This is a genomic window from Arthrobacter sp. sptzw32, from assembly GCF_059089735.1.
The window spans coordinates 285,188-306,302 of record NZ_JBNHEZ010000001.1 but is presented as its reverse complement, the minus strand read 5'-3'; the positions used below and the strand labels follow the sequence as shown (position 1 = coordinate 306,302).

Annotated in this window: 21 protein-coding genes; 9 read left to right on the top strand and 12 right to left on the bottom strand. The window is 64.6% G+C overall.

All coding sequences use genetic code 11. From position 1 onward, the window contains the following. The first annotated feature begins 22 nt into the window (after positions 1–22). The gene (locus tag AC5RVN_RS01475) at positions 23–610 is read left to right on the top strand and encodes a CGNR zinc finger domain-containing protein (RefSeq protein ID WP_494041867.1); all 588 of its coding nucleotides are present in this window, start codon (positions 23–25) and stop codon (positions 608–610) included. A 151-nt stretch (positions 611–761) separates the two neighbouring features. Here the strand turns inward: AC5RVN_RS01475 and AC5RVN_RS01470 are convergent, their stop codons facing one another. After that, complete coding sequence (locus tag AC5RVN_RS01470; RefSeq protein WP_494041868.1) at positions 762–1,241, bottom strand: hypothetical protein; 480 nt, start codon at positions 1,239–1,241, stop codon at positions 762–764. An 874-nt stretch (positions 1,242–2,115) separates the two neighbouring features. On the opposite strand from AC5RVN_RS01470, the gene AC5RVN_RS01465 reads away from it, so the two are divergent. Both AC5RVN_RS01465 and AC5RVN_RS01460 read left to right on the top strand, forming a co-directional pair. Then, on the top strand, positions 2,116–2,265 hold the full coding sequence (locus AC5RVN_RS01465; protein WP_494041869.1) for a hypothetical protein: 150 nt from the start codon (positions 2,116–2,118) through the stop codon (positions 2,263–2,265). A 5-nt stretch (positions 2,266–2,270) separates the two neighbouring features. Beyond that, entirely contained in the window at positions 2,271–3,422 is a 1,152-nt protein-coding gene (locus tag AC5RVN_RS01460) for a N(5)-(carboxyethyl)ornithine synthase (RefSeq protein WP_494136857.1), read from the top strand. Between the two features lie 458 nt (positions 3,423–3,880). Here AC5RVN_RS01460 and ychF read toward each other — a convergent pair whose 3' ends face one another. Then, on the bottom strand, positions 3,881–4,966 hold the full coding sequence (gene ychF / locus AC5RVN_RS01455) for a redox-regulated ATPase YchF (RefSeq protein ID WP_494041877.1): 1,086 nt from the start codon (positions 4,964–4,966) through the stop codon (positions 3,881–3,883). A 98-nt stretch (positions 4,967–5,064) separates the two neighbouring features. Between ychF and AC5RVN_RS01450 the strand changes: the two genes are divergently transcribed. Further along, entirely contained in the window at positions 5,065–6,294 is a 1,230-nt protein-coding gene (locus tag AC5RVN_RS01450) for a DNA recombination protein RmuC (protein WP_494136856.1), read from the top strand. 92 nt (positions 6,295–6,386) lie between these two features. Here AC5RVN_RS01450 and AC5RVN_RS01445 read toward each other — a convergent pair whose 3' ends face one another. Continuing rightward, positions 6,387–7,466, bottom strand: a complete 1,080-nt coding sequence (locus AC5RVN_RS01445; protein ID WP_494136855.1) for a 4-hydroxy-3-methylbut-2-enyl diphosphate reductase — start codon at positions 7,464–7,466, stop codon at positions 6,387–6,389. Positions 7,467–7,475: 9 nt separating this feature from the next. After that, positions 7,476–8,333 (bottom strand): hypothetical protein, encoded by an 858-nt coding sequence (locus AC5RVN_RS01440; RefSeq protein WP_494136854.1) that lies wholly within the window; start codon positions 8,331–8,333, stop codon positions 7,476–7,478. A gap of 162 nt (positions 8,334–8,495) precedes the next feature. Between AC5RVN_RS01440 and xseA the strand changes: the two genes are divergently transcribed. Both xseA and AC5RVN_RS01430 read left to right on the top strand, forming a co-directional pair. Then, positions 8,496–9,854: an exodeoxyribonuclease VII large subunit gene (gene xseA, locus AC5RVN_RS01435; RefSeq protein WP_494136853.1), complete on the top strand. Its 1,359-nt coding sequence runs from the start codon at positions 8,496–8,498 to the stop codon at positions 9,852–9,854. Next, positions 9,847–10,065, top strand: coding sequence for an exodeoxyribonuclease VII small subunit (locus AC5RVN_RS01430; RefSeq protein WP_494136852.1), 219 nt, complete (start codon positions 9,847–9,849; stop codon positions 10,063–10,065). Before xseA ends, AC5RVN_RS01430 begins: the two co-directional genes overlap by 8 nt. Positions 10,066–10,091: 26 nt before the next feature. Here the strand turns inward: AC5RVN_RS01430 and AC5RVN_RS01425 are convergent, their stop codons facing one another. The 6 genes from AC5RVN_RS01425 to AC5RVN_RS01400 form a co-directional block, all read right to left on the bottom strand. Then, entirely contained in the window at positions 10,092–10,946 is an 855-nt protein-coding gene (locus tag AC5RVN_RS01425) for a polyphosphate kinase 2 family protein (RefSeq protein WP_494136851.1), read from the bottom strand. A 53-nt stretch (positions 10,947–10,999) separates the two neighbouring features. Then, complete coding sequence (locus tag AC5RVN_RS01420; RefSeq protein WP_494041884.1) at positions 11,000–12,220, bottom strand: pyridoxal phosphate-dependent aminotransferase; 1,221 nt, start codon at positions 12,218–12,220, stop codon at positions 11,000–11,002. Positions 12,221–12,393: 173 nt separating this feature from the next. Then, a complete protein-coding gene (locus AC5RVN_RS01415; RefSeq protein WP_494136850.1) occupies positions 12,394–13,356 on the bottom strand; it encodes an ABC transporter substrate-binding protein in 963 nt (320 codons plus the stop codon). Further along, the gene (locus AC5RVN_RS01410) at positions 13,353–14,099 is read right to left on the bottom strand and encodes an ABC transporter permease (RefSeq protein ID WP_494041886.1); all 747 of its coding nucleotides are present in this window, start codon (positions 14,097–14,099) and stop codon (positions 13,353–13,355) included. Before AC5RVN_RS01410 ends, AC5RVN_RS01415 begins: the two co-directional genes overlap by 4 nt. Further along, positions 14,096–14,827, bottom strand: a complete 732-nt coding sequence (locus tag AC5RVN_RS01405) for an ABC transporter permease (RefSeq protein ID WP_494136849.1) — start codon at positions 14,825–14,827, stop codon at positions 14,096–14,098. Before AC5RVN_RS01405 ends, AC5RVN_RS01410 begins: the two co-directional genes overlap by 4 nt. Further along, positions 14,827–15,927, bottom strand: a complete 1,101-nt coding sequence (locus tag AC5RVN_RS01400; protein ID WP_494136848.1) for an ABC transporter ATP-binding protein — start codon at positions 15,925–15,927, stop codon at positions 14,827–14,829. The genes AC5RVN_RS01405 and AC5RVN_RS01400 overlap by 1 nt, the downstream gene beginning before the upstream one ends. 236 nt (positions 15,928–16,163) lie before the next feature. Here AC5RVN_RS01400 and AC5RVN_RS01395 point away from each other — a divergent pair, with 236 nt between their 5' ends. Beyond that, positions 16,164–17,180 carry a pirin family protein gene (locus AC5RVN_RS01395; protein WP_494136847.1) on the top strand — a complete coding sequence of 339 codons (1,017 nt, stop codon included), beginning with the start codon at positions 16,164–16,166 and terminating at the stop codon, positions 17,178–17,180. 16 nt (positions 17,181–17,196) lie between these two features. Here the strand turns inward: AC5RVN_RS01395 and AC5RVN_RS01390 are convergent, their stop codons facing one another. Both AC5RVN_RS01390 and AC5RVN_RS01385 read right to left on the bottom strand, forming a co-directional pair. Further along, a complete protein-coding gene (locus tag AC5RVN_RS01390) occupies positions 17,197–18,144 on the bottom strand; it encodes an N-acetylglucosamine kinase (RefSeq protein WP_494136846.1) in 948 nt (315 codons plus the stop codon). 76 nt (positions 18,145–18,220) lie between these two features. After that, complete coding sequence (locus AC5RVN_RS01385) at positions 18,221–19,180, bottom strand: LysR family transcriptional regulator (RefSeq protein ID WP_494105473.1); 960 nt, start codon at positions 19,178–19,180, stop codon at positions 18,221–18,223. A 106-nt stretch (positions 19,181–19,286) separates the two neighbouring features. On the opposite strand from AC5RVN_RS01385, the gene AC5RVN_RS01380 reads away from it, so the two are divergent. Further along, positions 19,287–20,555 (top strand): MFS transporter, encoded by a 1,269-nt coding sequence (locus AC5RVN_RS01380; RefSeq protein WP_494105474.1) that lies wholly within the window; start codon positions 19,287–19,289, stop codon positions 20,553–20,555. Positions 20,556–20,606: 51 nt separating this feature from the next. Then, complete coding sequence (locus AC5RVN_RS01375; RefSeq protein ID WP_307094416.1) at positions 20,607–21,110, top strand: Lrp/AsnC family transcriptional regulator; 504 nt, start codon at positions 20,607–20,609, stop codon at positions 21,108–21,110. The last annotated feature ends 5 nt before the right edge of the window (positions 21,111–21,115 follow it).

Below are 21,115 nucleotides of genomic sequence, written 5' to 3'. Positions count from 1 at the left end.
CGAAACTGATACCATGAGAACTATGGTTGAGACACAGTCTGGAGCCGCGCCGGGGACCGAGGAGCACGCCTCCCTCGCCCTGGTCAACAGCTCAAATGAACTGCCCGGCGGCAGACGCTACGACGAACTGAACACCCCCGAAGCGGCGTCAACCTGGCTGAGGGAACGCGACCTCATCGCCCCGAAGTCGGTCCTGGAGGGCTACTGTCAGGGCAGGCTTGTGGGGCTGCGCGCAGATCTGCGTGCCCTCTTCACCGCCCACGTCAGCGGAGACGTTCCCCCGGAGACCGCCGTGCATGCTGTTAATCGTGCGCTGAACCGCTCCCCCGGCGCCCTGCTGCTACGGTTCGACTTGGAGGCCGGGTTCACCCGTGGCGCCGACCATCCCGTGACACAGGTGGTGGAGCATGTCATGGCCGTCATAGCCGAAGACGCTGCCTCGCTGCTGGCCGGCGAGCGGGCATCCCAGCTCGCATCCTGCGAAGCAGACTCGTGCGGGCGTTTCTTCCTCCGCACCCACGCCCGGCGGCAATGGTGCTCAACCCGCTGCGGAGACCGGGTCCGCGCCGCACGCTCCTACACACGCAAACGCGCCTTAGACACCGCCTGAATCCTTAGTGCTCGGTCGGGAGTGGGGCAGCTGACCCGTTCCGCCGCCGGGCAAACTCGGCGACCGCTATTGCGGACACCAGCCTTTCCCTGACTTCAGTGCCTGCGAGCCCCGTGCCCGCCCGGGTCGACACCCGGAAGCGCAACTTCGGCTAGCGGTACCAGCCCACCGATCGGTCGAAGCTGGCTACGAGGGCTCCCGTCCCTGGTGAGTCGCCCCCACCCGTCGGAAAGTAGATGGCTCCGAACTCTGCGCCCTGAACTTCGATTTGTTTTTGTGCCCAGACCTTGGCGGCTTCCATGTCCCTCGCCGGGATGCTTTCCCGTATGGTGCTTCCCGCGGTGTGATGGATGTCCAGCTGGTATTCCCCTGCCTGGGAAGCCCCCTCGTGGTGGACTGGGTCACGTTCATCCCGCCGGCTAATCATCACCTGCGCCGAGGCATGGAGTATCGAGGGGTCCTTGGCATTGCCCCCATGCTCCTGCTGTTCCATCCGCAGGCGTGAAACCACGCTCTCTACGGTGTCGTCATCGCTGACCGTGTAGGCGGCAGCGTTGAGATCAGCTTCTGAACCGCCAACGCTTTTCAAGTACTTGAGAAATTGCTCGGAGCTGGACTGTTTGGAGTTCATGCACCCTCCCTGAGGGTAATCGCGGCGATTGCCGACCCAGCCCACACTAGACCCGTTGAACTGCTTTGCACCGGTATTACCAGGGTTAGTTTCCCTAGCATGCTCATCCTGCTCTGACGCCCGGATTCGCTTATGACTGGTAAGACGCGCATGCTGGGCAGTGAGGCACCGAATACTCGGGATACTTAATTCCTGGATTTGTGAACTCAAGCGCCGATCAGTTCGGTCGATCGAAACTCTGTCATCCGTTATGCAGCCAGCGGCCCTGATGGGCTTTTCGGTCCGCCCACACCAGATCCGGTACAGGATCCCCTTGGGAGCCAGCCGCCGCTGGTTCATTCTGCGCCGGCCCGGGCGGGTACCTGGGATGTATGGTTGTGCTCTGCTGCACGTCAGATGCGAGGAAGCTGCGAGGTGTGAGTGTGAACGAGTACGAGGCCTCATTGGTCATCAGGTCCGGAGCGGAGCTCCTGTCTTCGGCTTCTTCTGACCCCCGCTCGGAGGAAGGCTACTTGGCGGTGAAGGCCAATATCTCCCAAGCACTGGAGCGCATAGCGGAAGCTCTTGCGAATTTTGAAGCTGGTTCAGGAGCGCCCAACCGTTCAACCGGGTGGGCCCAGGACCTTCACCGCGTAGCGGACGACTTGATGGATCGATAGGACTCGCCAACGACGGCGGGTGGTCAGGATTGGCCAGCTGCGGCCGCTTCATTCGAACTGTGCTGGTTTTTGCGGCAGGTCGCGCGAATGATCAACACCTGAGTCTGCCAAGACCGTTGCCTCAAAGGATTTGCACGACGGCTGCGAAGGAGGTTTAGGCCGGTACCTGTATGGTTCGAAGTCAGGAACCTTTCGGTTCCGCTACAGGAGCAATCATGGCTGACAAATCCCCGCGCCAAACAGCATCCAAGAAATCCGCCAAGACCATCAAGGAAAAACGCGCCGACAAGAAGGCCGTGTCACCACCCTCCCCGGCCGGGGAGAAGGCCACCGCCGCCAAGTCGGCAGGCCCTAAGAAGAAGTGACGGGTATGACTGGTCACCTCACCCTCGGAGTGCTTTCCAGCACCCGCAAACCCGACGAGCGGCGCCTGCCGATACACCCGCTGCATCTTCAGCGCATCGCTCCCGAAATCCGGCAGCACCTGATTTTTGAGGAAGGCTATGGTGAGCGTTTCGGCGTTTCGGACTGCCATATGGCACCACTCGTGGGGCGCATCGCCCCACGAGCGCAACTGCTGGCCGAAGCCGACATCGTACTCCTGCCCAAACCGCAGCCCGAAGACCTCGCCGATCTTCGTGACGGGCAGGTCCTATGGGGTTGGCCGCACTGCGTCCAGGACCGGGCTATCACCCAGCTGGCAATCGACAAGAAACTCACGCTGATCGCTTTCGAGGCGATGAACCACTGGGCGAGCGACGGCGGGTTCGGGCTGCACGTGTTCCACAAGAACAACGAACTGGCCGGCTACTGCTCGGTGCTGCACTCCCTTGCCCTGACGGGGTCCACCGGAGACTACGGCCGGAGGCTCAGCGCCGTCGTCATCGGTTTTGGCGCGACAGCTCGAGGAGCCGTCACCGCACTCAACGCCCATGGCATCCATGACGTCCAGGTCCTGACCAACCGTGGGGTGGCCGCCGTGGGTTCGCCCATCCATTCGGTGCGGATTGTCCAGTTCGATCACGACCCCAAAGCACCGTTTCTCAGCGAGGTCATCACTGAGCGCGGAAGGGTCCCGCTGGCACCGTTCCTGGCCGAAAGTGACATCGTGGTCAACTGCACCCTGCAAAATCCCAACGCACCTTTGACCTACCTGCGGACCGGGGACCTGGACGCTTTCCGGCCCGGCAGCCTGATCGTGGATGTTTCCTGCGATGAGGGTATGGGCTTCAGCTGGGCGAGAACCACCAATTTCGCCGAGCCTATTTTTACGGTAGGTGACCACATCGATTACTACGCTGTGGACCACAGCCCCTCCTACCTTTGGAAGTCCTCCAGCTGGGAAATCAGCGAAGCCCTGCTGCCCTTCCTGGAAACCGTGATCACCGGCCCTACTGCATGGACGGGAAACGAAACCATCCGCCGTGCGATTGAGATCCGCGACGGCGTGATCTTGAACGAGGACGTGCTTCAGTTCCAGCGAAGGGAACTGGACTACCCCCATGCCCCACTGCACTCCTAAAGGCAACATCCGGCCGGCGCTAAGGATGCAGCATCACCGGTTCGACTGAATGCCGTCACTGATGCTCCCCCACGCTTGCTGCGCCGCCGACGCGACTTGGCCCACTGGCCACAGCTGATCCATGGCACCGCTCTGTCCCCGCGGAACGCAAGGACGGCCGTCATCGCATAAGCGCGGTAGCGGCATGGCTGCCAATCCGCTAACCGCAGCCGGGGACGGTAGATATCCACGGCTGTCACACTCCACTCCTACGCTGCCAGCTTCGACGCTTCCGCCCCGACCATGGAGTTCATGGTCCGAGCGCCGGGCGCCCCGAGCTTTTCCCACCTGTTGCCCACGATGAGGACCGCACCGGTCCGCAGCCGGAGCCATGATGAGCGAGGCTCTTGGCACCCATGCGGCCTCTTTACGGACTGACAGCGCCTAATCCTTTTCACTACGAGGGAAAAGGGGCCCAATCAGACGTTGAAGCGGAACTCCACCACGTCGCCGTCGGCCATGACATATTCCTTGCCTTCGATCCTGACCTTGCCCCGGGACTTGGCCTCGGCCATTGATCCCGCTTCCATGAGGTCGTCGAAGGAAACCACCTCAGCCTTGATGAAGCCCCGCTGGAAGTCGGTGTGGATCACACCGGCGGCCTGCGGAGCCGTATCGCCACGGTGGATGGTCCAGGCGCGTGCTTCCTTGGGACCGGCGGTGAGGTAGGTCTGCAGGCCCAGGGTGTGGAAACCGACCCGGGCCAGCTGGTCCAGCCCGGATTCGTCCTGGCCGTTCATTTCCAGCATTTCCCGGGCTTCCTCCTCGTCAAGTTCCACGAGGTCGGCCTCAAGCTTGGCGTCAAGGAAGATGCAGTCGGCCGGAGCCACCAGGGCACGCAGTTCCTCCTGTTTTTCCGGGCTGCCGAGAATCCCCTCATCCGCGTTGAAGACATAGATGAAGGGCTTGGCGGTCAGGAGGCTGAGCTCCTTGAGGTGGTTCATCTCCAGCTTGTCGCTCTTGATGGAGGAAAAAATGGTGTCGCCGCGCTCAAGCACCTTCTGGGCGGCGAGAATCGCGTTCAGCTCCGCAGCCTCACGCTTTTTGATCTTCACTTCTTTTTCAATGCGCGGGATGGCTTTTTCAATGGTTTGCAGGTCCGCGAGGATCAGCTCGGTGTTGATGGTCTCCATGTCCGAGCGGGGATCAACCTTGCCGTCGACATGGATCACGTCGGGATCGTCGAAGACGCGCACCACCTGCGCGATCGCTTCCGCCTCCCGGATGTTGGCCAGGAACTGGTTTCCGAGGCCTTCGCCTTCGCTGGCGCCCTTGACGATGCCGGCGATGTCCACGAAGGAAACCGCGGCGGGCAGCAGGCGCTGTGAGTTGAAGAGCTCGCCAAGCTGCTTGAGCCGGGGATCCGGCAGGCTGACAACTCCAACGTTGGGCTCAATGGTAGCGAACGGGTAGTTCGCTGCCAGCACCTGGTTGCGGGTCAGTGCGTTAAAGAGAGTTGATTTGCCGACGTTGGGCAGTCCGACGATGCCAATAGTAAGAGCCACGAGCATTGATTCTACCCGCAGCAAGCGTTAAGGCCGTCCGGGGCCCGGCCGAGATGTCGCTTCGGGAAAATGTCACAGCCCCATGCGACAGTGGGCAGATGGATGCTTTCGCGCTGATACTGGCTCTGTTCATGCTGTTACTGGGGGCCCTCGCGGGCGCCGCAGCGGCCTACTTTGTGCTGCGGAAAAACAGCCGCGCCCTGGAAGAGGACTTCGACGCCGTCTCGTCCCGGCTTTCCGAGGTGAGCGCGCAGTTCGCCGCGGCCGACGCCGAACGCCGGCTGTTGGCTGCACAGAACCGGGAGCTGGGCGAATCACGGTCCCAGGACGGCAGCGTGCTGCGCGCGCTGGCGCCCGTGGCCGAGAAACTGACGGCGGTGCAGCAGCAGGTGGCGCTCCTGGAGCGTGACCGGCTGGAACAGTACGGCCAGCTCGCCCAGCAGCTGCAGGAGGCGCGGCTCTCGGATGAACAGCTGATCCGGTCCACCCACGCCCTGGAGTCTGCCCTGCGGTCCAACAGTGCGCGCGGCCAGTGGGGGGAAGTCCAGTTGCGGCGCGTGGTGGAGGCCTCAGGAATGCTGCGGCACGTTGACTTCGTCGAGCAGGTCCACAGCTCCGGCGGAGAGTCGGCGGTCCGCCCTGACCTGGTGGTCCAGTTGCCCGGCGAAAAGCAACTGGTGGTGGATGCCAAGGTCCCCTTGTCGGCCTACCTCGAAGCCCAGGAGCTTGGAGCGTCCATGGAATCGCGGACAGTGCAGGCCGGACCGGTCCCCGGCGCAAATGGCCGCTCCCAGCAGGCGCTCCTGGCTGCCCACGCCAAAGCCCTGCGGGCGCATGTGGACTCACTCAGCAACAAGAAGTACTGGGATATCCCCGGCAACTCCCCCGAGCTGGTGATCTGCTTCATCCCGGCCGAGTCGATCCTGGCCGCAGCACTCATGGCCGACGCCGAGCTCCTCGACCATGCACTGTCCCGGAACGTGGTTCTGGCGTCCCCCAGCACGCTGCTGGCTGTACTGAAATCCGTTGCGTTCACCTGGCGCCAGGACGTCCTGACGGACAGCGCCCGGGAACTGTTCGACCTCGCAAGGCAGTTGTACGACCGGATGGGAACCCTGGGCGAAAACGTCACCAAGTTGGGGTCCTCCCTGAAGACGTCCGTGGACCGCTACAACTCCATGGTGGGCACCCTGGAAGCGCGTGTCCTCCCCACTGCCCGGAAGCTGAATACGCTGGAGGAATCCGGCCTGGTTACTCCTCCGGTTGTGGAGGTCACACCGCGCGCTTTGGCCGCCCCCGAGCTCCAAAGCGAGGACGAGGCTGCCTGAAGGGGCCCGCCCGAATAGATCCTTCCCGGAAAAGGAGCAAAGAAACAAAAGTGCCTGGCAGCTTCCAGCTGCCAGGCACTTTCCAGTTGTCGTCAGCTGCGCGGGCGGCGTCCGCCAAGGGCACGGCTGACATCGCCGGCCTGCTTCAGGGTTGCCCGCAGCTCCTTGGGCAGGGAGAAAAGGAGATCCTCTTCGGCCGTGACTACTTCCTCCACCGTGCCGTAACCGTAATCGGCCAGCAGGCGCAGGACGTCCTGCACCAGCACCTCGGGCACGGAGGCCCCGGACGTCACGCCAACTGTTGCGACGCCTTCAAACCAGGCTTCGTCCACTTCGTTGGCAAAGTCCACACGGTACGACGCCTTCGCCCCGTACTCGAGCGCCACCTCCACCAGCCTCACGGAGTTTGAGGAGTTGGCCGAACCAACCACGATGACAAGGTCGGCCTGCGGGGAAATCTTCTTGATGGCCACCTGGCGGTTGGTGGTGGCGTAGCAGATGTCCTCGCTGGGCGGGTCCTGGAGGGTGGGGAACCGATCCTTCAACAAACGCACCGTTTCCATGGTCTCGTCAACGCTGAGGGTGGTTTGGGAAAGCCAGATGACCTTTTCCGGATCCCGCACCGTCACCTTGTCCACTTCGTGGGGGCCATTGATGATCTGGATGTGTTCGGGAGCTTCTCCCGCCGTACCCTCAACTTCCTCGTGGCCGTCGTGGCCGATCAGCAGAATGTCGAAGTCGTCCTTGGCGAACCGCACTGCTTCCTTGTGGACCTTGGTCACCAGAGGACAGGTGGCGTCAATAGTCCGCAGGCCCCGGTCCTCCGCGGACTGGACCACAGCCGGCGATACCCCGTGGGCAGAAAAAATCACCAAAGCACCTTCCGGCACCTCGTCCGTTTCATCAACGAAGATGGCACCCTTTTCCTCCAGGGAGCTGACCACGTGGACGTTGTGCACGATCTGCTTGCGGACGTACACCGGCGGGCCGTAGTGCTCCAGCGCCTTTTCGACGGCTATGACAGCACGGTCAACTCCGGCACAGTACCCGCGAGGGGCGGCAAGCAGCACCTTTTTCGTCCCGGTTACGGGGGCTGCAGCAGCTACTTCCTCAGGAGAGCGGCGCCTACGGGGAATTGTGGGCATCGAAAGAGAAACAGCTGAGGGGGTCATTGCTTAATTCTACCGGGTTGCAAGGGCCGGTTTTCGCGGTATGAGGCCGGCCACAGTCCCCACCAGCAGCAATGCGCCGCCGGTAAGAGCGGCCGCCCAGATCCACGACTGGAAGTGGCCCGACGAAGCGGCGACGAATTCGTTTCTGAACATGTTGGCCACCTCGTTCCCGCTGTCGGTTGCCAGCGCCGCAGCGGATCCCACCTGCGCGCACACTCCCCACAAAACCGCCAGCAGCAAAGCACCTGCTCCCGCACCTACAAGCACTGTCCAGCGGCGCCGGGCTGCAACAAGGGCCAGGAGCAGCGCTACCGCCGATCCCCCTGCGAGCAGGTAGCCCGCGGGGGCGTAAGTGCTCAGGCGCTCGATCCACGCTTTCTGCTCGGGCTGGCCTACGTTGATCAGCGTCTGCTCGGGCGGATCCAGGGGAAGCCTGGTTGCACGCGAGATTTCCCCGGCACCCAGCGCCACCAGAGGAGCGACGTCGAGGGTCAAGGACGAGGAGGCAGCCGACGCTTCCGTGCTGTTGCCAGCCACAGTGCCTGCGAAACTGAGCCGGTGGCTTTTCCGCAGTGTTTCTTCCCAGGCAGCTGGATAGCCGGGGAGGCTGGTCAGGGACGCCGCGGCGTTCTCCAGTACCGGCCGGACCAGGCCTGAGAGGAAATTCGGGACCGAGCTGGTGTCGATTGTTCCGATTGCAGCCGCTGCCAATCCTTGCTGGAACTCAGGATTCCTTCCCAGCGGCGCGGCCAGTTCCACGAAGCCCTGCTCCTGGACGATGCTGCGGTCCAGCCAGATGGCCGGAACTGCCACGGCAGCGAGCACGACGGCCAGCACGGTGGCAGCAGCGGAAACAAAAGTGCGCACAGCAGATCCTTCAGGTCGATGGCGGTCAACCCATCCTAGGCGGGCATTCCTGCCGGCCACTGTCAGCCCCGCGTGCTACTGCTTATGGATAAGGTTGAATGACCGCCGCTCAACAGACGAAGGACCCCATGCCCGCAACTCCAACCCCGCAAGGGAGTTCGCATGTCTGAACAGGCCTCACTTCCGCTCCCGGACCAGCAGCTGACCGCGCCCACTACCCTGCCTGCGACGGCGGCAGAAACCACGCCGGACAACCCATGGCCCTTGCAGCTCCTCTCCCAGAAGCTGAAAGCCCACATCGACCGCACGCCCTCGGCATGGGTTGAAGGCCAGGTCATCGAACTGAACCGGCGCGGCACCAACGCCTACCTCACACTGAGGGACGTTGACGCGGAAGTTTCGCTGCCGGCCTCAGTGTGGACCAAAGTGCTGGAGCGCCAGAACCTGCCGCTGGAACGCGGTTCCCGGGTGGTTGCCCTGCTGAAGCCAGAGTTCTGGATCAAGACGGGCCGGCTGAACATGCTGGTCCGGGACATCAGGCCGGTGGGTCTGGGTGATCTCCTCGCCAGGATCGAGCGCCTCCGCCAGGCCCTCTCCGCCGAGGGGCTTTTTGCGGACTCCCGCAAGAAGGCTTTGCCCCTGCTGCCCCACCGCATTGGCCTCATCACCGGACGCGACTCCGATGCCAAAAAGGACATCCTCCGCAACGCCGCCCTGCGATGGCCCGCCGTCGAGTTCGAAATCCGCGAAGTGGCCGTCCAGGGCAACACTGCCGTGTCCCAGATTGTCCGGGCCCTGCGGGAGTTGGATTCCCGCACCGAGGTGGACGTCATTGTCATCGCCCGCGGGGGCGGTGCGCTGGAAGACCTGCTGCCCTTCAACAGCGAGGAACTGGTTCGCGCTGTGGCAGCCGCTGCCACGCCGGTGGTCAGTGCCATCGGCCACGAGGCGGACAGGCCGCTGCTCGACGACGTCGCTGATCTTCGTGCCTCCACGCCTACGGACGCGGCCAAGAGGATCGTGCCCGAAGTGTCGGAGGAATTGGCGGGCGTGCGCCAGGCACGGGAGCAGCTGCGCCGGTGCCTGGAGCGCCTCGTGGACCGGGAATCGGACCGCTTGGCATCCCTTCATTCAAGGCCGGTCATGGCTGCGCCTGAGGGCCTGGTGACCATGCGCGCGGAAGAAATTGAGCGGCTGCTCCGAAGGTCTTCCGCGGCGGTGAGCTCCACCGTGGTCCGTGCAGCTGACCAGCTCGGGCACCTGAAAGCACAGGTACGCGCGCTGTCACCTCAGAAGACCCTCGACAGGGGGTACGCCGTCGTCGAACTCACAGGCGCACTGGCAGCAGGGCGCGGCACCTCCGGGCATGCGGTGGTGCGCCGCCCGGCCGAGGCACCGGCGGGCACGCCGCTCTCGGTCAGGGTTGCAGAAGGGCGCTTCGGCGCCACCTCCACCGGCCCCCCTTCATCAGACTCAGCCCCGCACAAGCCGGGCACGCACCAAGGAGAACCCAATGACTGAACAAGAGCCAGGACACGACGTCGCTGCGCTGAGCTATGAAGAAGCACGGGAGCAGCTCGTGGCGGTGGTGGGCAGGCTGGAGGCGGGCGGGGCCAGCCTCGAGGAATCGCTGGCGCTGTGGGAACGGGGCGAAGCGCTGGCTTCGCGCTGCGAGGAATGGCTGGAAGGCGCGAGGAAGCGGCTGGCAGCTGCCCGCGACCAGCCGCTGTAGGTCATCAGTGCCGGGTATAAGCGGAGTCAGGACCGGGCCACGTTTTCCCGTTCCACGGCGACATCAAAGTCCGCCTTGGGCCACTCAAGGTTCAGTTCGGACAGCGCCCCCAGCAGCAATTGCTGCACGGCGATCCGGGCGTACCACTTCTTGTTGGCAGGCACTACGTGCCACGGCGCCTCAGGGGTGCTGGTTTCTTCGATGGCTACCTGGTAGGCCTTCATGTAGTCATTCCAAAAGGCCCGCTCCTCGAGGTCACCGCGGCTGTACTTCCAGTGCTTCGCCGGGTCGTCAAGCCTGGCCAGAAGCCTTTTTTTCTGTTCTTCCCCGCTGATGTAGAGCATGACCTTGACCACTTTGGTCCCCGAGCCCGTCAGCCGGGCCTCGAATTCGTTGATGGCTCCATAGCGCCGCTTGAGTTCGTCAGGGCTTGCCCAGCCGTGGACCCGGTGGATGAGCACGTCCTCGTAGTGTGAGCGGTCAAAAACACCCACCATTCCTGCTGCCGGCACTTCCTTCTCGATGCGCCACAGGAAGTCGTACGATTTTTCCTCCTCCGTAGGCGCCTTGAAGGCCTTGAACTGGACACCCTGCGGATTCATGGCCGCCATGACGTGATTGACGATTCCGCCCTTGCCGGCGGTATCCATGGCCTGCAGGATCAGCAGGATCCGTTTATTACCGCCAAAGCGGGATTCGGCAAAAAGCTTCTCCTGCAGTTCGCCCAGGTCATCATCAAGTTCCGCGAGCAGCACCTGCCCGTCCTGCTTGCGGCCGATGTAGCCGGGAGTGGAGTCGGGATCCACGCTTTCCAGCGAAAACCCCTCCCCTGCCCGGAGGGTTTCGGAGGGATGCTGTTCGAACTGGACGACGCCGGCCATGAAGGGTCCTTTCCGCGAAGGTACACGGGGCCCGTGGCACCCGTGACCACAGGCTAGTTCCCCTGGTACCTGCTTAGGAAGTCCCCCATCCGGCCAACGGCTTCTTCGATGTCCTTGACGTTGGGCAGCGTGACCATGCGGAAGTGATCTGGGCGTACCCAGTTGAAGGCGCGGCCGTGGGATACCAGGATCTTCTGCTCGCGCAGGAGGTCGAGGACGAACTTTTCGTCATCCCTGATGTGGTAAACCTCCGGGTCGAGCCGGGGGAAGAGGTAGAGGGCGCCCCTGGCCTGCTGGGTACTCACTCCGGGTATGGCGTTCAGAAGCTCATAGGCTTTGTTGCGCTGTTCCAGCAGACGGCCGCCGGGCAGGATCAGATCGTTGATGCTTTGGTAACCGCCGAGCGCCGTCTGGATGGCGTGCTGGGCCGGAACGTTGGCGCAGAGCCGCATGTTCGCCAGCAGGCTGATGCCCTCAAGGTAGTCCGCGGCATCCTTTTTGGGGCCGGAAATGGCCATCCACCCGGCCCGGTAGCCGCATACGCGGTAGGCCTTGGACAGTCCGCTGAAGGTGAGGCAGAGAACGTGGTCGCCCGTAAGCTTCGCCAGGTTTACATGGACGGCGTCCTCGTAGAGGATCTTTTCGTAGATTTCGTCGGCGAAAATCACCAGCCCGTGCTTCTCCGCCAGCGCCACAATTTTCTTCAGCGTCTCTTCGGGGTAGACGGCACCGGTGGGGTTGTTCGGGTTGATCACCACGATGCCCTTGGTCCGGGGCGTGATTTTGGCTTCCATGTCCTCGAGGTCGGGCTGCCAGCCGGATTCCTCGTCGCAGAGATAGTGGACCGGTTTTCCGCTCGCGAGCGCCACGGACGCAGTCCACAGAGGGTAGTCGGGCGTGGGGATCAGTACCTCGTCGCCGTCATCGAGCAGGGCCATCAGGGACATGGTGATGAGCTCGCTGACGCCGTTGCCCAGGTAGATATCGTCGACATGGATGTTCTGGATACCGCGGGTCTGGTAGTACTGCGAGACGGCGGTGCGGGCGGAGAAGATGCCCCGGGAATCGCTGTATCCCTGGGCGTGGGGCAGGTGGCGGATCATGTCCACCAGGATGGCGTCCGGCGCTTCGAAGCCGAACGGCGCCGGGTTGCCGATGTTCAGCTTGAGGATCCGGTGACCCTCCGCCTCCATCTGCTGGGCGGCCTGAAGAATCGGTCCACGGATGTCGTAAAGGACGTTGTTGAGCTTCGTGGACTGCTTGTATTCTGCCATCCATCAAATATGCCACAGGAGGGATGGCTTCCACTGAGACGTCAACCACACGCCTCGCCGCGCCGCGCACGCCCGCTGGCTAAGTACAACGACGGCGGCTGCCGGACAGGGAGTCCGGAGACCCGCGAAGTCCGGCAGCCGCCGTCGTTGCGGCAAAGCAGTTAAGTTCGCTCCTACTTCACGATGCCCTTGTCCTTGAGCCAGGCATCAGCCGCTTCCTTGGCGCCCTGTTTTTGGCTGCCGCTGACTGCACGGTTGAGGTTAGTGAGGTCCTCGGTGGTGAGGGTCCTCGACACCGAATTGAGCGCTTCCTTCGCCTTGTCCGTCATCTTGGCTTCGTTGTAGAGCGGGATGACCTGCTGGGCGATGAAGTTGTTCTTAGGATCCTCCAGGACCACGAGGTCGTTGTCGGCGATCGACGGGGTGGTGGTGTAAATGTCCGCCACCTGCACCTGGTCTTCGAGCAGCGCCTTGAGCGTCACTGGGCCACCGCCGTCGCTGAAGGGCTCCAGCTTTTTGGGCTCACAGTTGTAGTTGCTCTTCAGGCCCGGCAGCCCGTAGGCGCGCTCTGCGAAGGTAGCCGGTGCCCCAACCACGATCTCGCTGCAGACCTTGGCCAGGTCCTCGATGGATTTAAGCTGGTACTTTTCCGCGGTTGCCTTGGTGACCACCATGGCGTCCTTGTTCTCGGCCTCGGCAGCTTCCAGCACAGCAAGACCGCCCGGCAGCTTGTCCGGCAGGGCCTTGGCGATCTCGTCCGCCGAAACCTCCTTGGCTTCCTTGTCCACATGCAGCAGCAGGTTCCCTGTGTAGTCCGGGATGACGTCCACTGACCCGTCCTGTACCGCCTTGAAATAGACCTCGCGGGAGCCGATATTCGGCTTGGTGCTGGCCGTGACGCCGGCGGCGTTCAGCGCCCCTGCGTAGAGTTCGGCGATGATCTGGCTCTCGGGGAAGTCCGCCGAGCCAATCACCAGCGAGGTGGCTCCCCCTGAGGCCGTGCCGGTGGTGGCCGGGGCCTGGCTGAGCGGATCGGACGATCCGCCGCAGGCGGACAGTGCCAATGCCAGGCCAATGCCAGCGGCCACCCCGCCGAATGCCCGCCTGCCAAAGGCTTGTGGTCGGCTTTCTTTCATGACTTACCTCCTTGTGCCACAGACTCCGCGACAACGGGGTCTCTGAGATCGACCGCAGCCTGCTGGCTGCGGTGGGACTGCTTCGAGGCCCCTGATGTCAGGAACAGCCTCTGGATTAGGGCCAGGACAAGATCGACGCCGATGGCCAGCACGGCGATCAGCAGCGATCCTCCCAGCATCTGCGGGAAGTCACTGAGGACGAGTCCGTCAAACAGGTACCGTCCCAGGCCGCCCAGGTTGATGTAGGCCACCACGGAGACGGTGGCGATCACCTGCAGCACACCGGTCCGGAAGCCGCCGAACATCACTGTGAGGGCATTGGGCAGCTCGGCACGGAACAGGACCTGCAGTTCGGTCATCCCCATGGCGCGGGCGGCGTCCACCACGTTGCGGTCCACACTGGCTATTCCTGCATAGGTTCCGGCCAGGAGTGGCGGCACGGTGAGGATCACCAGCGCCCAGATGGGCGGCATCAGTCCGATTCCGGCGAGCAGGACAAAAAGCGTCAGCAAGCCGAGGGTGGGAAGGGCCCGCAGGGCACCGGCAAGCGCCACGATGGCCACCCTGCCCCGGCCTGTATGACCCACGTAGAGGCCCACCGGGACGGCAATGGCAGCCGCAATCAGCATTACCAGGCCCGTGTATTGCAGGTGCTCGGCCAGCCGCGCCGGAATGCCGGCGCTCCCGGTCCAGTGCAGCGGATCGGCGAGCCAGGCAAAGGTATCCGTGAAGACGTTGCTCATGCGTTTCCGCCTCCGGTTTGCGGTTCCGAAAGACGGCGTGCCCCGGCAACCGCTTCTCCCGCGCTGCCGGCGGCCGGTTGCGCTTTGCGCCCCTTCCCGGCCCGTTCCCAGGGGGTCAGCAGCCGTTCAAGGAGGACCAGGATGGCGTCCATCAGCAGCGCGAGGACCAGGATGGCAACAATGCCCACCACAATTTCAGTCACGAAACCGCGCTGCAGCCCCGAGGTGAAGAGCATCCCCAGATTTCCGATGCCCAGCAGGGCGGCCACGCTGACCAGCGAAATATTGCTGACGGAAACCACCCTGAGGCCGGCGAAGAGGACCGGCAGGGACAGCGGAAGGTCCACGTGCAGGAACCGCGCAAACGGCTTGTACCCCATGGCGACGGCGGCCTGGCTGACATCCTTATCCACCGAGTCGAAGGCGTCCAGCGCAGCCCGGACCAGCAGGGCCACGGCGTAGATTGTCAGGGCCACCACCACGTTGAGCGGATCAAGGATCCTGGTTCCCAGGACGGTGGGCAGGATGATGAACAATGCCAGCGAGGGAATCGTGTAAAGCAGCGACGACGCCGTGAGCACCACCGAGCGGAGCACGGGGTGCTGCCGCGCCAGCTGCGCCAGCGGAATCGAAATCACCAGCCCCAGGACCATGGGCACCAGGGCCAGCACCATGTGCTGCCCCGCCCGCTCCAGGACCATGCCGCTGTTGGCAAGGAACCACTCCATCAGAGCGCAGCCTGCCGGACCTGGCGCGCTTCTTCGATGAGGGCCAGGACTTCACCGCCCCTGACGACGCCCAGTACCCGGCCGTCGGCATCCACAGCTACACCCAGTCCTGCCGGAGAGGACAACGCGGCATCGAGGGCCCGCCGCAGGCTCTCCCCCGGACGGAACAGTGATCCGCCGGGGATGAGGGCGTTGCCGTTCCCGGGGCCGGCCCAGCCAAGCGGACGCCCGTCCGGATCCACCACGAGCTGCCACCCGGCGGCCGCGGAGCCAGTGTCCAAGCTGCCATTGGCACCCCGGACCAGGGTGGGCACCTGGTGGACGCTCATGCCGTCGGACGGGGTGAACCCCAGATGGCGGAAGCCGCGGTCCCGCCCCACGAAGGAGGCCACGAAGTCATTTGCCGGCGCCCGCAGGATCTCTTCCGGAGTGGCGTACTGCGCAAGCTTCCCGCCGGTGGCAAAGACGGCCACCTTGTCGCCCAGTGTTGTGGCTTCGTCGATGTCGTGGGTGACAAAGACGATGGTTTTGGCGAGGTCCTTCTGAAGCCGCAGGAGTTCCTGCTGAAGTTCATCGCGGACCACCGGATCCACGGCGCTGAAGGGTTCATCCATCAGGAGGACAGGAGGATCGGCGGCAAGCGCCCGGGCCACGCCCACGCGCTGCTGCTGGCCGCCGGAGAGCTGTGAAGGGTAGCGCTTGCCCAGGGAGGGGGCAAGGCCAACGACGTCGAGCAGTTCCTCGGCACGTTTCCTTGCGGCGGACTTGGCCACGCCGTTGAGCCTGGGCACCGTGGCAATGTTGTCTAGCACCGAGCGGTGCGGCAAGAGTCCGGAGGACTGCATCACATATCCCATGGAACGCCGCAGCTCCGGCGCGGGGACCGACGTGACATCCTTGCCCCCCACGGTGATGACACCGGACGTGGGCTCCACCATGCGGTTGATCATGCGCAGCGAGGTGGTTTTGCCGCAGCCGGAGGGCCCAACAAAGACCGTGATGGAACCCGGGCTGATGGACATGGTGAGCTCGTCCACGGCCGGTTGCCCGCCCTGGTACTGCTTGGTGACGCTCTGAAACTCGATCATGGCCTGGTCCATGGTGTGGACTTACCTGTTCTGTTGGGCGGCTTCGGAAAGCAACGCAAATTGTCACAGCACGCTGATAGTTACGGTAACCCAAACCGGACGCTGCAACACCTGCAGCGCACCCGAATCCGGGCAAAGGAATCCCTACTGTAATCATTCGGGGCCGGGCATCTGCCGGATGGGTGCCTGGCCCGGAGCTGGGCGAACGGGACATACCGCGGAGCAGCCGCCCGGCCTAAAGTGGGGAGGTGACCAACTTGGAAGTTTCTCCCCAGCAGGAAGTCTGTCCGCCGGCGCAGCCCGAAGGAAGCTCCGGCCCGTGCCTGCAGCTGTGGCCCGAGCGTGCAGTACCGCTGGGCGGAGTTCGGGCGATGAACGTCCAGCGGACGCTGCCCCAGCGCGGGCTTCCCACTGTCGGTGCCTGGTGCTTCCTGGACAGTTTCGGCCCCGACAGAACTGCCATGTCCGTTCTTCCGCACCCGCACATCGGGCTGCAGACGGTGACCTGGCCGATGGCCGGGACCATCAGGCACCGGGACAGCGTGGGCAGTGACGTGGTGGTGCGGCCGGGCGAACTGAACATCATGACGGCGGGGCACGGCGTCTCCCATTCTGAATTTGCCGTTCTTCCGCCGGAGGGCGGGCTGCCGCTGCAGCGCGGCCTGCAGCTGTGGGTAGCGCTTCCGGACGGGCAACGGCACCGGCAGCCTGCTTTTGAACAGCACCGCGACCTGCCCCAACTCGAGGGCGACGGCTTCAGCGCCACCGTCATGGTGGGCGAACTCGGCGGCGTGGCCTCCCCGGCCACCATGTACTCGCCGATTGTGGGAGCGGACGTCTCGTGCGGGGGAAGGGCGGCGCTCCCCCTCAATGAGCACTTCGAGCACGGCATCCTGGTGCTCGACGGCGGGCTGACGCTGGACGGGCAGGAAGTTCCGCCGGGACCGCTCGGTTACCTCGGTACCGGCCGGCCGGAACTGAAGATCGAGGCGCTGCCAGATACCCGTTTCCTCCTGATTGGCGGCGAGCCGTTCCAGGAGGAGCTGCTGATGTGGTGGAACTTCGTGGGGCGCACGCACGATGAGGTGGAGCAGGCCCGTAATCAGTGGGAAGCCCAGGCCGACCTGCCCGACCGGGAGATGACAGCAGCCCGTTATGGCCTTGTCCACGGCCACGGTCCTGACGCGGGCCCGGAGGCCGGCCGCATTCCCGCTCCTCCGCTGCCTGCCGTGAGGCTCACGCCACGGAAAAGGGCCGTGCCTTAGGGACGTTCCGTGCGGTTCAGGCCTGTTCTGCCAGCAGCTGCAGGACACCGAACACCGGGTCCTGGTCCAGGACCCGGACATCCGTCACGCCGGCTTCCGCCAGATGCCGCCGGAATGCCTCCTGCAGGGGCACCACGTTCATGCCCAGGCCGCTGCCCAGGATTACCGGGCCGGAAATCCTCAGCTGCTGCAACACCTGCACCGCCAGCGCAGCAAGGTCCTTACCTGACTGCTCCAGCAGTTCCTGGCTTGCGGCATGGCCGGCAGCCGCGGCGTCCACCACGTGCCTCGCCTGCTGCGCCCAGAACCGGCGGCCGGTGTCCGGGGAGTGGAACAGCGCAATCAGCTTGTTGGGATGGTCCACGCCGCAGGACTGCAGGAGGGCGGCGGTGAGCTGGTCAACCGGAAGGCCCTGGTTCATCCGCCGCAGGCTGTGGCGCACGGCCTCGCGGCCCAGCCAGTAGCCGCTGCCCTCATCGCCCAGAAGGTAACCCCAGCCGCCTGCCCGGGCCTCGCCGCCGTCGGCATTTTTCCCCCAGGCCGCCGAGCCGGTTCCCGCGATCACAGCAACACCGGTGCTGGCGTGGCCGGCGGCGAGCAGCAGGCGCGAATCATGCACCACAGTAATCTGCGCCCCCGGGACGTGCGGTTCAATCAGCGCTGCGAGGGCCGCGGCGTCTTCCTCCGTATCAATGCCGCCGGACCCGGCGTACACGTGGGACACACCCTCGCCGCCGATCAGCCCGAAAAGACCCGCAAGGTTGCCGGCTGCCTCTTCACGGGTGACGTTCTGGACGTTGGAACTGCCAACGGATTCATCCAGGACCGGAACGCCGTTCTCGAAGCGGATTCCGCGCGTCTTGGTTCCGCCGATATCTAGGCCGATGATCACGCCGTGCGGTGCGCCGGGCGGAGGTGAGAGCGGGTCGGCAGGCCGTGAGGCGGGGTTTTGGATGTTCGTCACGTCACAAGGGTACTGGGCACATGGACGGCGGAGGTCCGCGCTCTGTCCCTCCAGCGCGTGCCGGAGGGGACCGCCGCTACACCAGCCCGGACAGGAGTTCGGGCCCCTCCGTGAGGACCAGCCCCCGGAACAAGCGGACAGCGGCCGGTTCCGCCTCCGCTTTTCGCTGCCGCCAGCTCAGGCCCACGTCGCGGAAGGCCAGTTCAGAGTCCAGGGGCACCTCCACCCAGCCAAGGTTGCCCGTTTCCGCCCTTACTTTACGGCCGGGAGCGTCACCTCCGGGTGGCAGGATGCTGACGCCCAGTCCGGCGGAGACGAGGCCCCGGACGGTGTGGGAGTCCTGGCTTTCGAAGGCAATGCGGGGCCGGTACCCGGCCTCCCGGAACAAGGCATCAGTCAGCGAGCGCATACCGTAGCCCGGACCGAGCGCCACAAAGGGGTCGGCGCGGATGTCTGCGACAGAGGCAACCGGGCGTCCCGCAAGCGGGTGGGTGTGGTGGACGACCAGGCGCAGGGGCTCCCGGTACAGCAGGGCGGACAAGAGGTTCCGTCCTGCCGCAGCAACCGGTGCCGTCAGGGCAAGGTCGGCCTCGCCGGCTGCCAGTTCCGCCAGGCAGGAGTCACGCGCTCCCTGGCTGAGGGTGAAGACGGCGCCGGGGTGTCGGCTGCGGAAAGCGCTGATAAGGAGCGGGAGGGTGGATTCACCAAAGGTGTGCTGGAAAGAGACGGAGATCCTGCCGCGGACAACATCGGACTCGTTGCGGACCACGTCCAGCCCGGCCCGGAACTCGCCCAGCGCCCGCTCAATGTAGGGCAGCAGGGACCGGGCCGCCGGGGTGAGGCGCACTCCCCTGCCGTCCCGGATCAGCAGTTCGGTGCCGACGACGGCGCTGGCCCGTGCCAGTGCCCGGCTCACCGTGGACTGGGGCACCCCGAGGAGTCCGGCCGTTTCGGTGACATGCTCGGTCCGGCCAAGTTCGGCCAGCAGCGGCAGGAGCGGCAGGAGCTGTACCAGCTGTTTATGGTCGGGCTCCATGGCTCCTCCTGCTCCCGACCCGAACGGGCCATCGTTCCGAATTTGATATGAGTCTGGCATAAAAGATGCATTGGAGACACGCCTCCCGCCGTTCTACGCTTGCGGAATGCCCCATAGCCGTCCGAACCCAGGCCGCCCGACCTCCCCGGCAGGGTGGGAGGGTCATGCCAAAGGCTCGACGGCGTACGGCCGGATCATCGCGGGCCTTGCCTTCGCCGGGGTGGCAACTTTCGCCCAGCTGTATTCCACCCAGGCTGTCCTGCCGATCCTCGCAGCGGACCTGGACATCACTGCCGCAGAGGCCGCGCTTACCATCTCCCTTGCAACCGTGGGGCTGGCGGTAACAGTGATCCCCTGGTCCTTCCTGGCGGACCGGATCGGCAGGGTCAAGGCCATGACGTGGGGAATCTCCGGGGCTACCGTGCTCGGACTGCTGGTTCCCCTGTCCCCCAACTTCACCGTGCTCTTGAGCCTGCGGCTCCTCGAAGGGATGGCGCTCGGCGGCATCCCCGCCATAGCCATCGCCTACCTCAACGAGGAGGTCACGAAGGCCCACGCCGCCGTAGCTGCGGGAAGTTACGTTGCAGGCACCACGCTTGGCGGCCTGGCCGGCCGGCTGGTGGCCGGACCCGCCGGGGAGTTATGGGGGTGGCGTGCCGCCGCCCTTGCTGTCTCCGTCCTGGCGACGCTTGCTGCAGTTGCCTTCCTGCTGCTGGTGCCGCAGGCCCGGGGGTTCACTGCCTCCCGGGCTGCCGGCTTTCGCGGGGCTGCGCGGACCCTCGGCGGGCACCTGCGCAACATCCGGCTGGCCGCCCTTTACGTCCAGGCTTTCCTGATGATGGGCGGCTTCGTGGCTGTGTACAACTACCTGGGGTTCCGGCTCTCGGGTGAGCCTTTCGGCCTGCCAACCACCATCATCAGCTTCATCTTCCTGGCCTACCTTTCCGGGACCGTCACCTCCCGCTGGGCAGCAGGGCTCACTATGCGCTTTGGGCGCCGCAATGTGCTGCTCGCCGGTCTTGCCCTCTCGACGGCGGGCCTCGCCCTCACGCTGGCGCCGTCGCTGGGACTGATCCTCGCGGGGCTCGTGGTCTTCACCGGCGGCTTCTTTGCCGCCCACAGCATCGGCGCGGGCTGGACGGGCGCCATCGCCAGCACCGGACGGGCACAGGCGGCCTCGCTGTACAACCTTGCCTACTATCTGGGGTCGAGTCTTATCGGCTGGGCCGGGGGCCTGCTCTTCCAGTCCCATGGCTGGAACGCCCTGGCGGCCGCTGTCATGATCCTCGCGTGCCTCACCGCGGTGACTGTCGCCGTCGTCCACCCGCGCGCCCAGGCCGTTGTCCAGCCCGGGCAGGCCGGGGGCACAGCCTGAATGCGGCCGCCTGCGTCTAGGATGAACGCAGGAACTTTTAGAGGAGCTGCCGTGAGCACGAATGCCAGGAACGTCAGGCCGGGAGTGCACCTGGAGCCTCTTGATGCCATCGACGAACGGCTCCTTGCTGCGCTGGTGGAGGATGCGAGGATCTCCAACAAGCAGCTTGCCGAACTGGTGGGCATTGCTCCGTCCACAGCGCTGATGCGTACCCGTGCACTGACGGAGCGGGGCATCGTCCAGGGGTTCGAGGCAAAGCTCAATTTGTCCTCCATTGGCAGGTCGGTGCAGGCCCTCGTAGCGGTCCGGCTGCGTGCGCATGACCGGGACCAGATCGACCGTTTTACCGCACGCGTCCCGCATTTGCCGGCAGTCCTGTCCACCTTCCATACCTCCGGCTCAGTGGATTACCTGCTGCACATCGCCGTCGCCACCACCGAGGACCTGCGGGACTGGGTGCTTGATAACCTCGCCACCGATCCGGTGGTGGGCCACACGGAGACCACGCTGGTGTTCGAACACATCCAGGGCAACCACGGGCCGCTCCCGGAGTAGCGGGG

Excerpts from the sequence above, each read along its gene's own strand:
- AC5RVN_RS01475 (WP_494041867.1), top strand. The coding sequence starts at position 23 with ATGGTTGAGACACAGTCTGGAGCCGCGCCGGGGACCGAGGAGCACGCC.
- AC5RVN_RS01470 (WP_494041868.1), bottom strand. The coding sequence starts at position 1,241 with ATGAACTCCAAACAGTCCAGCTCCGAGCAATTTCTCAAGTACTTGAAA.
- AC5RVN_RS01465 (WP_494041869.1), top strand. The coding sequence starts at position 2,116 with ATGGCTGACAAATCCCCGCGCCAAACAGCATCCAAGAAATCCGCCAAG.
- AC5RVN_RS01460 (WP_494136857.1), top strand. The coding sequence starts at position 2,271 with ATGACTGGTCACCTCACCCTCGGAGTGCTTTCCAGCACCCGCAAACCC.
- AC5RVN_RS01450 (WP_494136856.1), top strand. The coding sequence starts at position 5,065 with ATGGATGCTTTCGCGCTGATACTGGCTCTGTTCATGCTGTTACTGGGG.
- AC5RVN_RS01445 (WP_494136855.1), bottom strand. The coding sequence starts at position 7,466 with ATGACCCCCTCAGCTGTTTCTCTTTCGATGCCCACAATTCCCCGTAGG.
- xseA (WP_494136853.1), top strand. The coding sequence starts at position 8,496 with ATGTCTGAACAGGCCTCACTTCCGCTCCCGGACCAGCAGCTGACCGCG.
- AC5RVN_RS01430 (WP_494136852.1), top strand. The coding sequence starts at position 9,847 with ATGACTGAACAAGAGCCAGGACACGACGTCGCTGCGCTGAGCTATGAA.
- AC5RVN_RS01425 (WP_494136851.1), bottom strand. The coding sequence starts at position 10,946 with ATGGCCGGCGTCGTCCAGTTCGAACAGCATCCCTCCGAAACCCTCCGG.
- AC5RVN_RS01420 (WP_494041884.1), bottom strand. The coding sequence starts at position 12,220 with ATGGCAGAATACAAGCAGTCCACGAAGCTCAACAACGTCCTTTACGAC.
- AC5RVN_RS01415 (WP_494136850.1), bottom strand. The coding sequence starts at position 13,356 with ATGAAAGAAAGCCGACCACAAGCCTTTGGCAGGCGGGCATTCGGCGGG.
- AC5RVN_RS01410 (WP_494041886.1), bottom strand. The coding sequence starts at position 14,099 with ATGAGCAACGTCTTCACGGATACCTTTGCCTGGCTCGCCGATCCGCTG.
- AC5RVN_RS01405 (WP_494136849.1), bottom strand. The coding sequence starts at position 14,827 with ATGGAGTGGTTCCTTGCCAACAGCGGCATGGTCCTGGAGCGGGCGGGG.
- AC5RVN_RS01400 (WP_494136848.1), bottom strand. The coding sequence starts at position 15,927 with ATGGACCAGGCCATGATCGAGTTTCAGAGCGTCACCAAGCAGTACCAG.
- AC5RVN_RS01385 (WP_494105473.1), bottom strand. The coding sequence starts at position 19,180 with ATGGAGCCCGACCATAAACAGCTGGTACAGCTCCTGCCGCTCCTGCCG.
- AC5RVN_RS01380 (WP_494105474.1), top strand. The coding sequence starts at position 19,287 with ATGCCCCATAGCCGTCCGAACCCAGGCCGCCCGACCTCCCCGGCAGGG.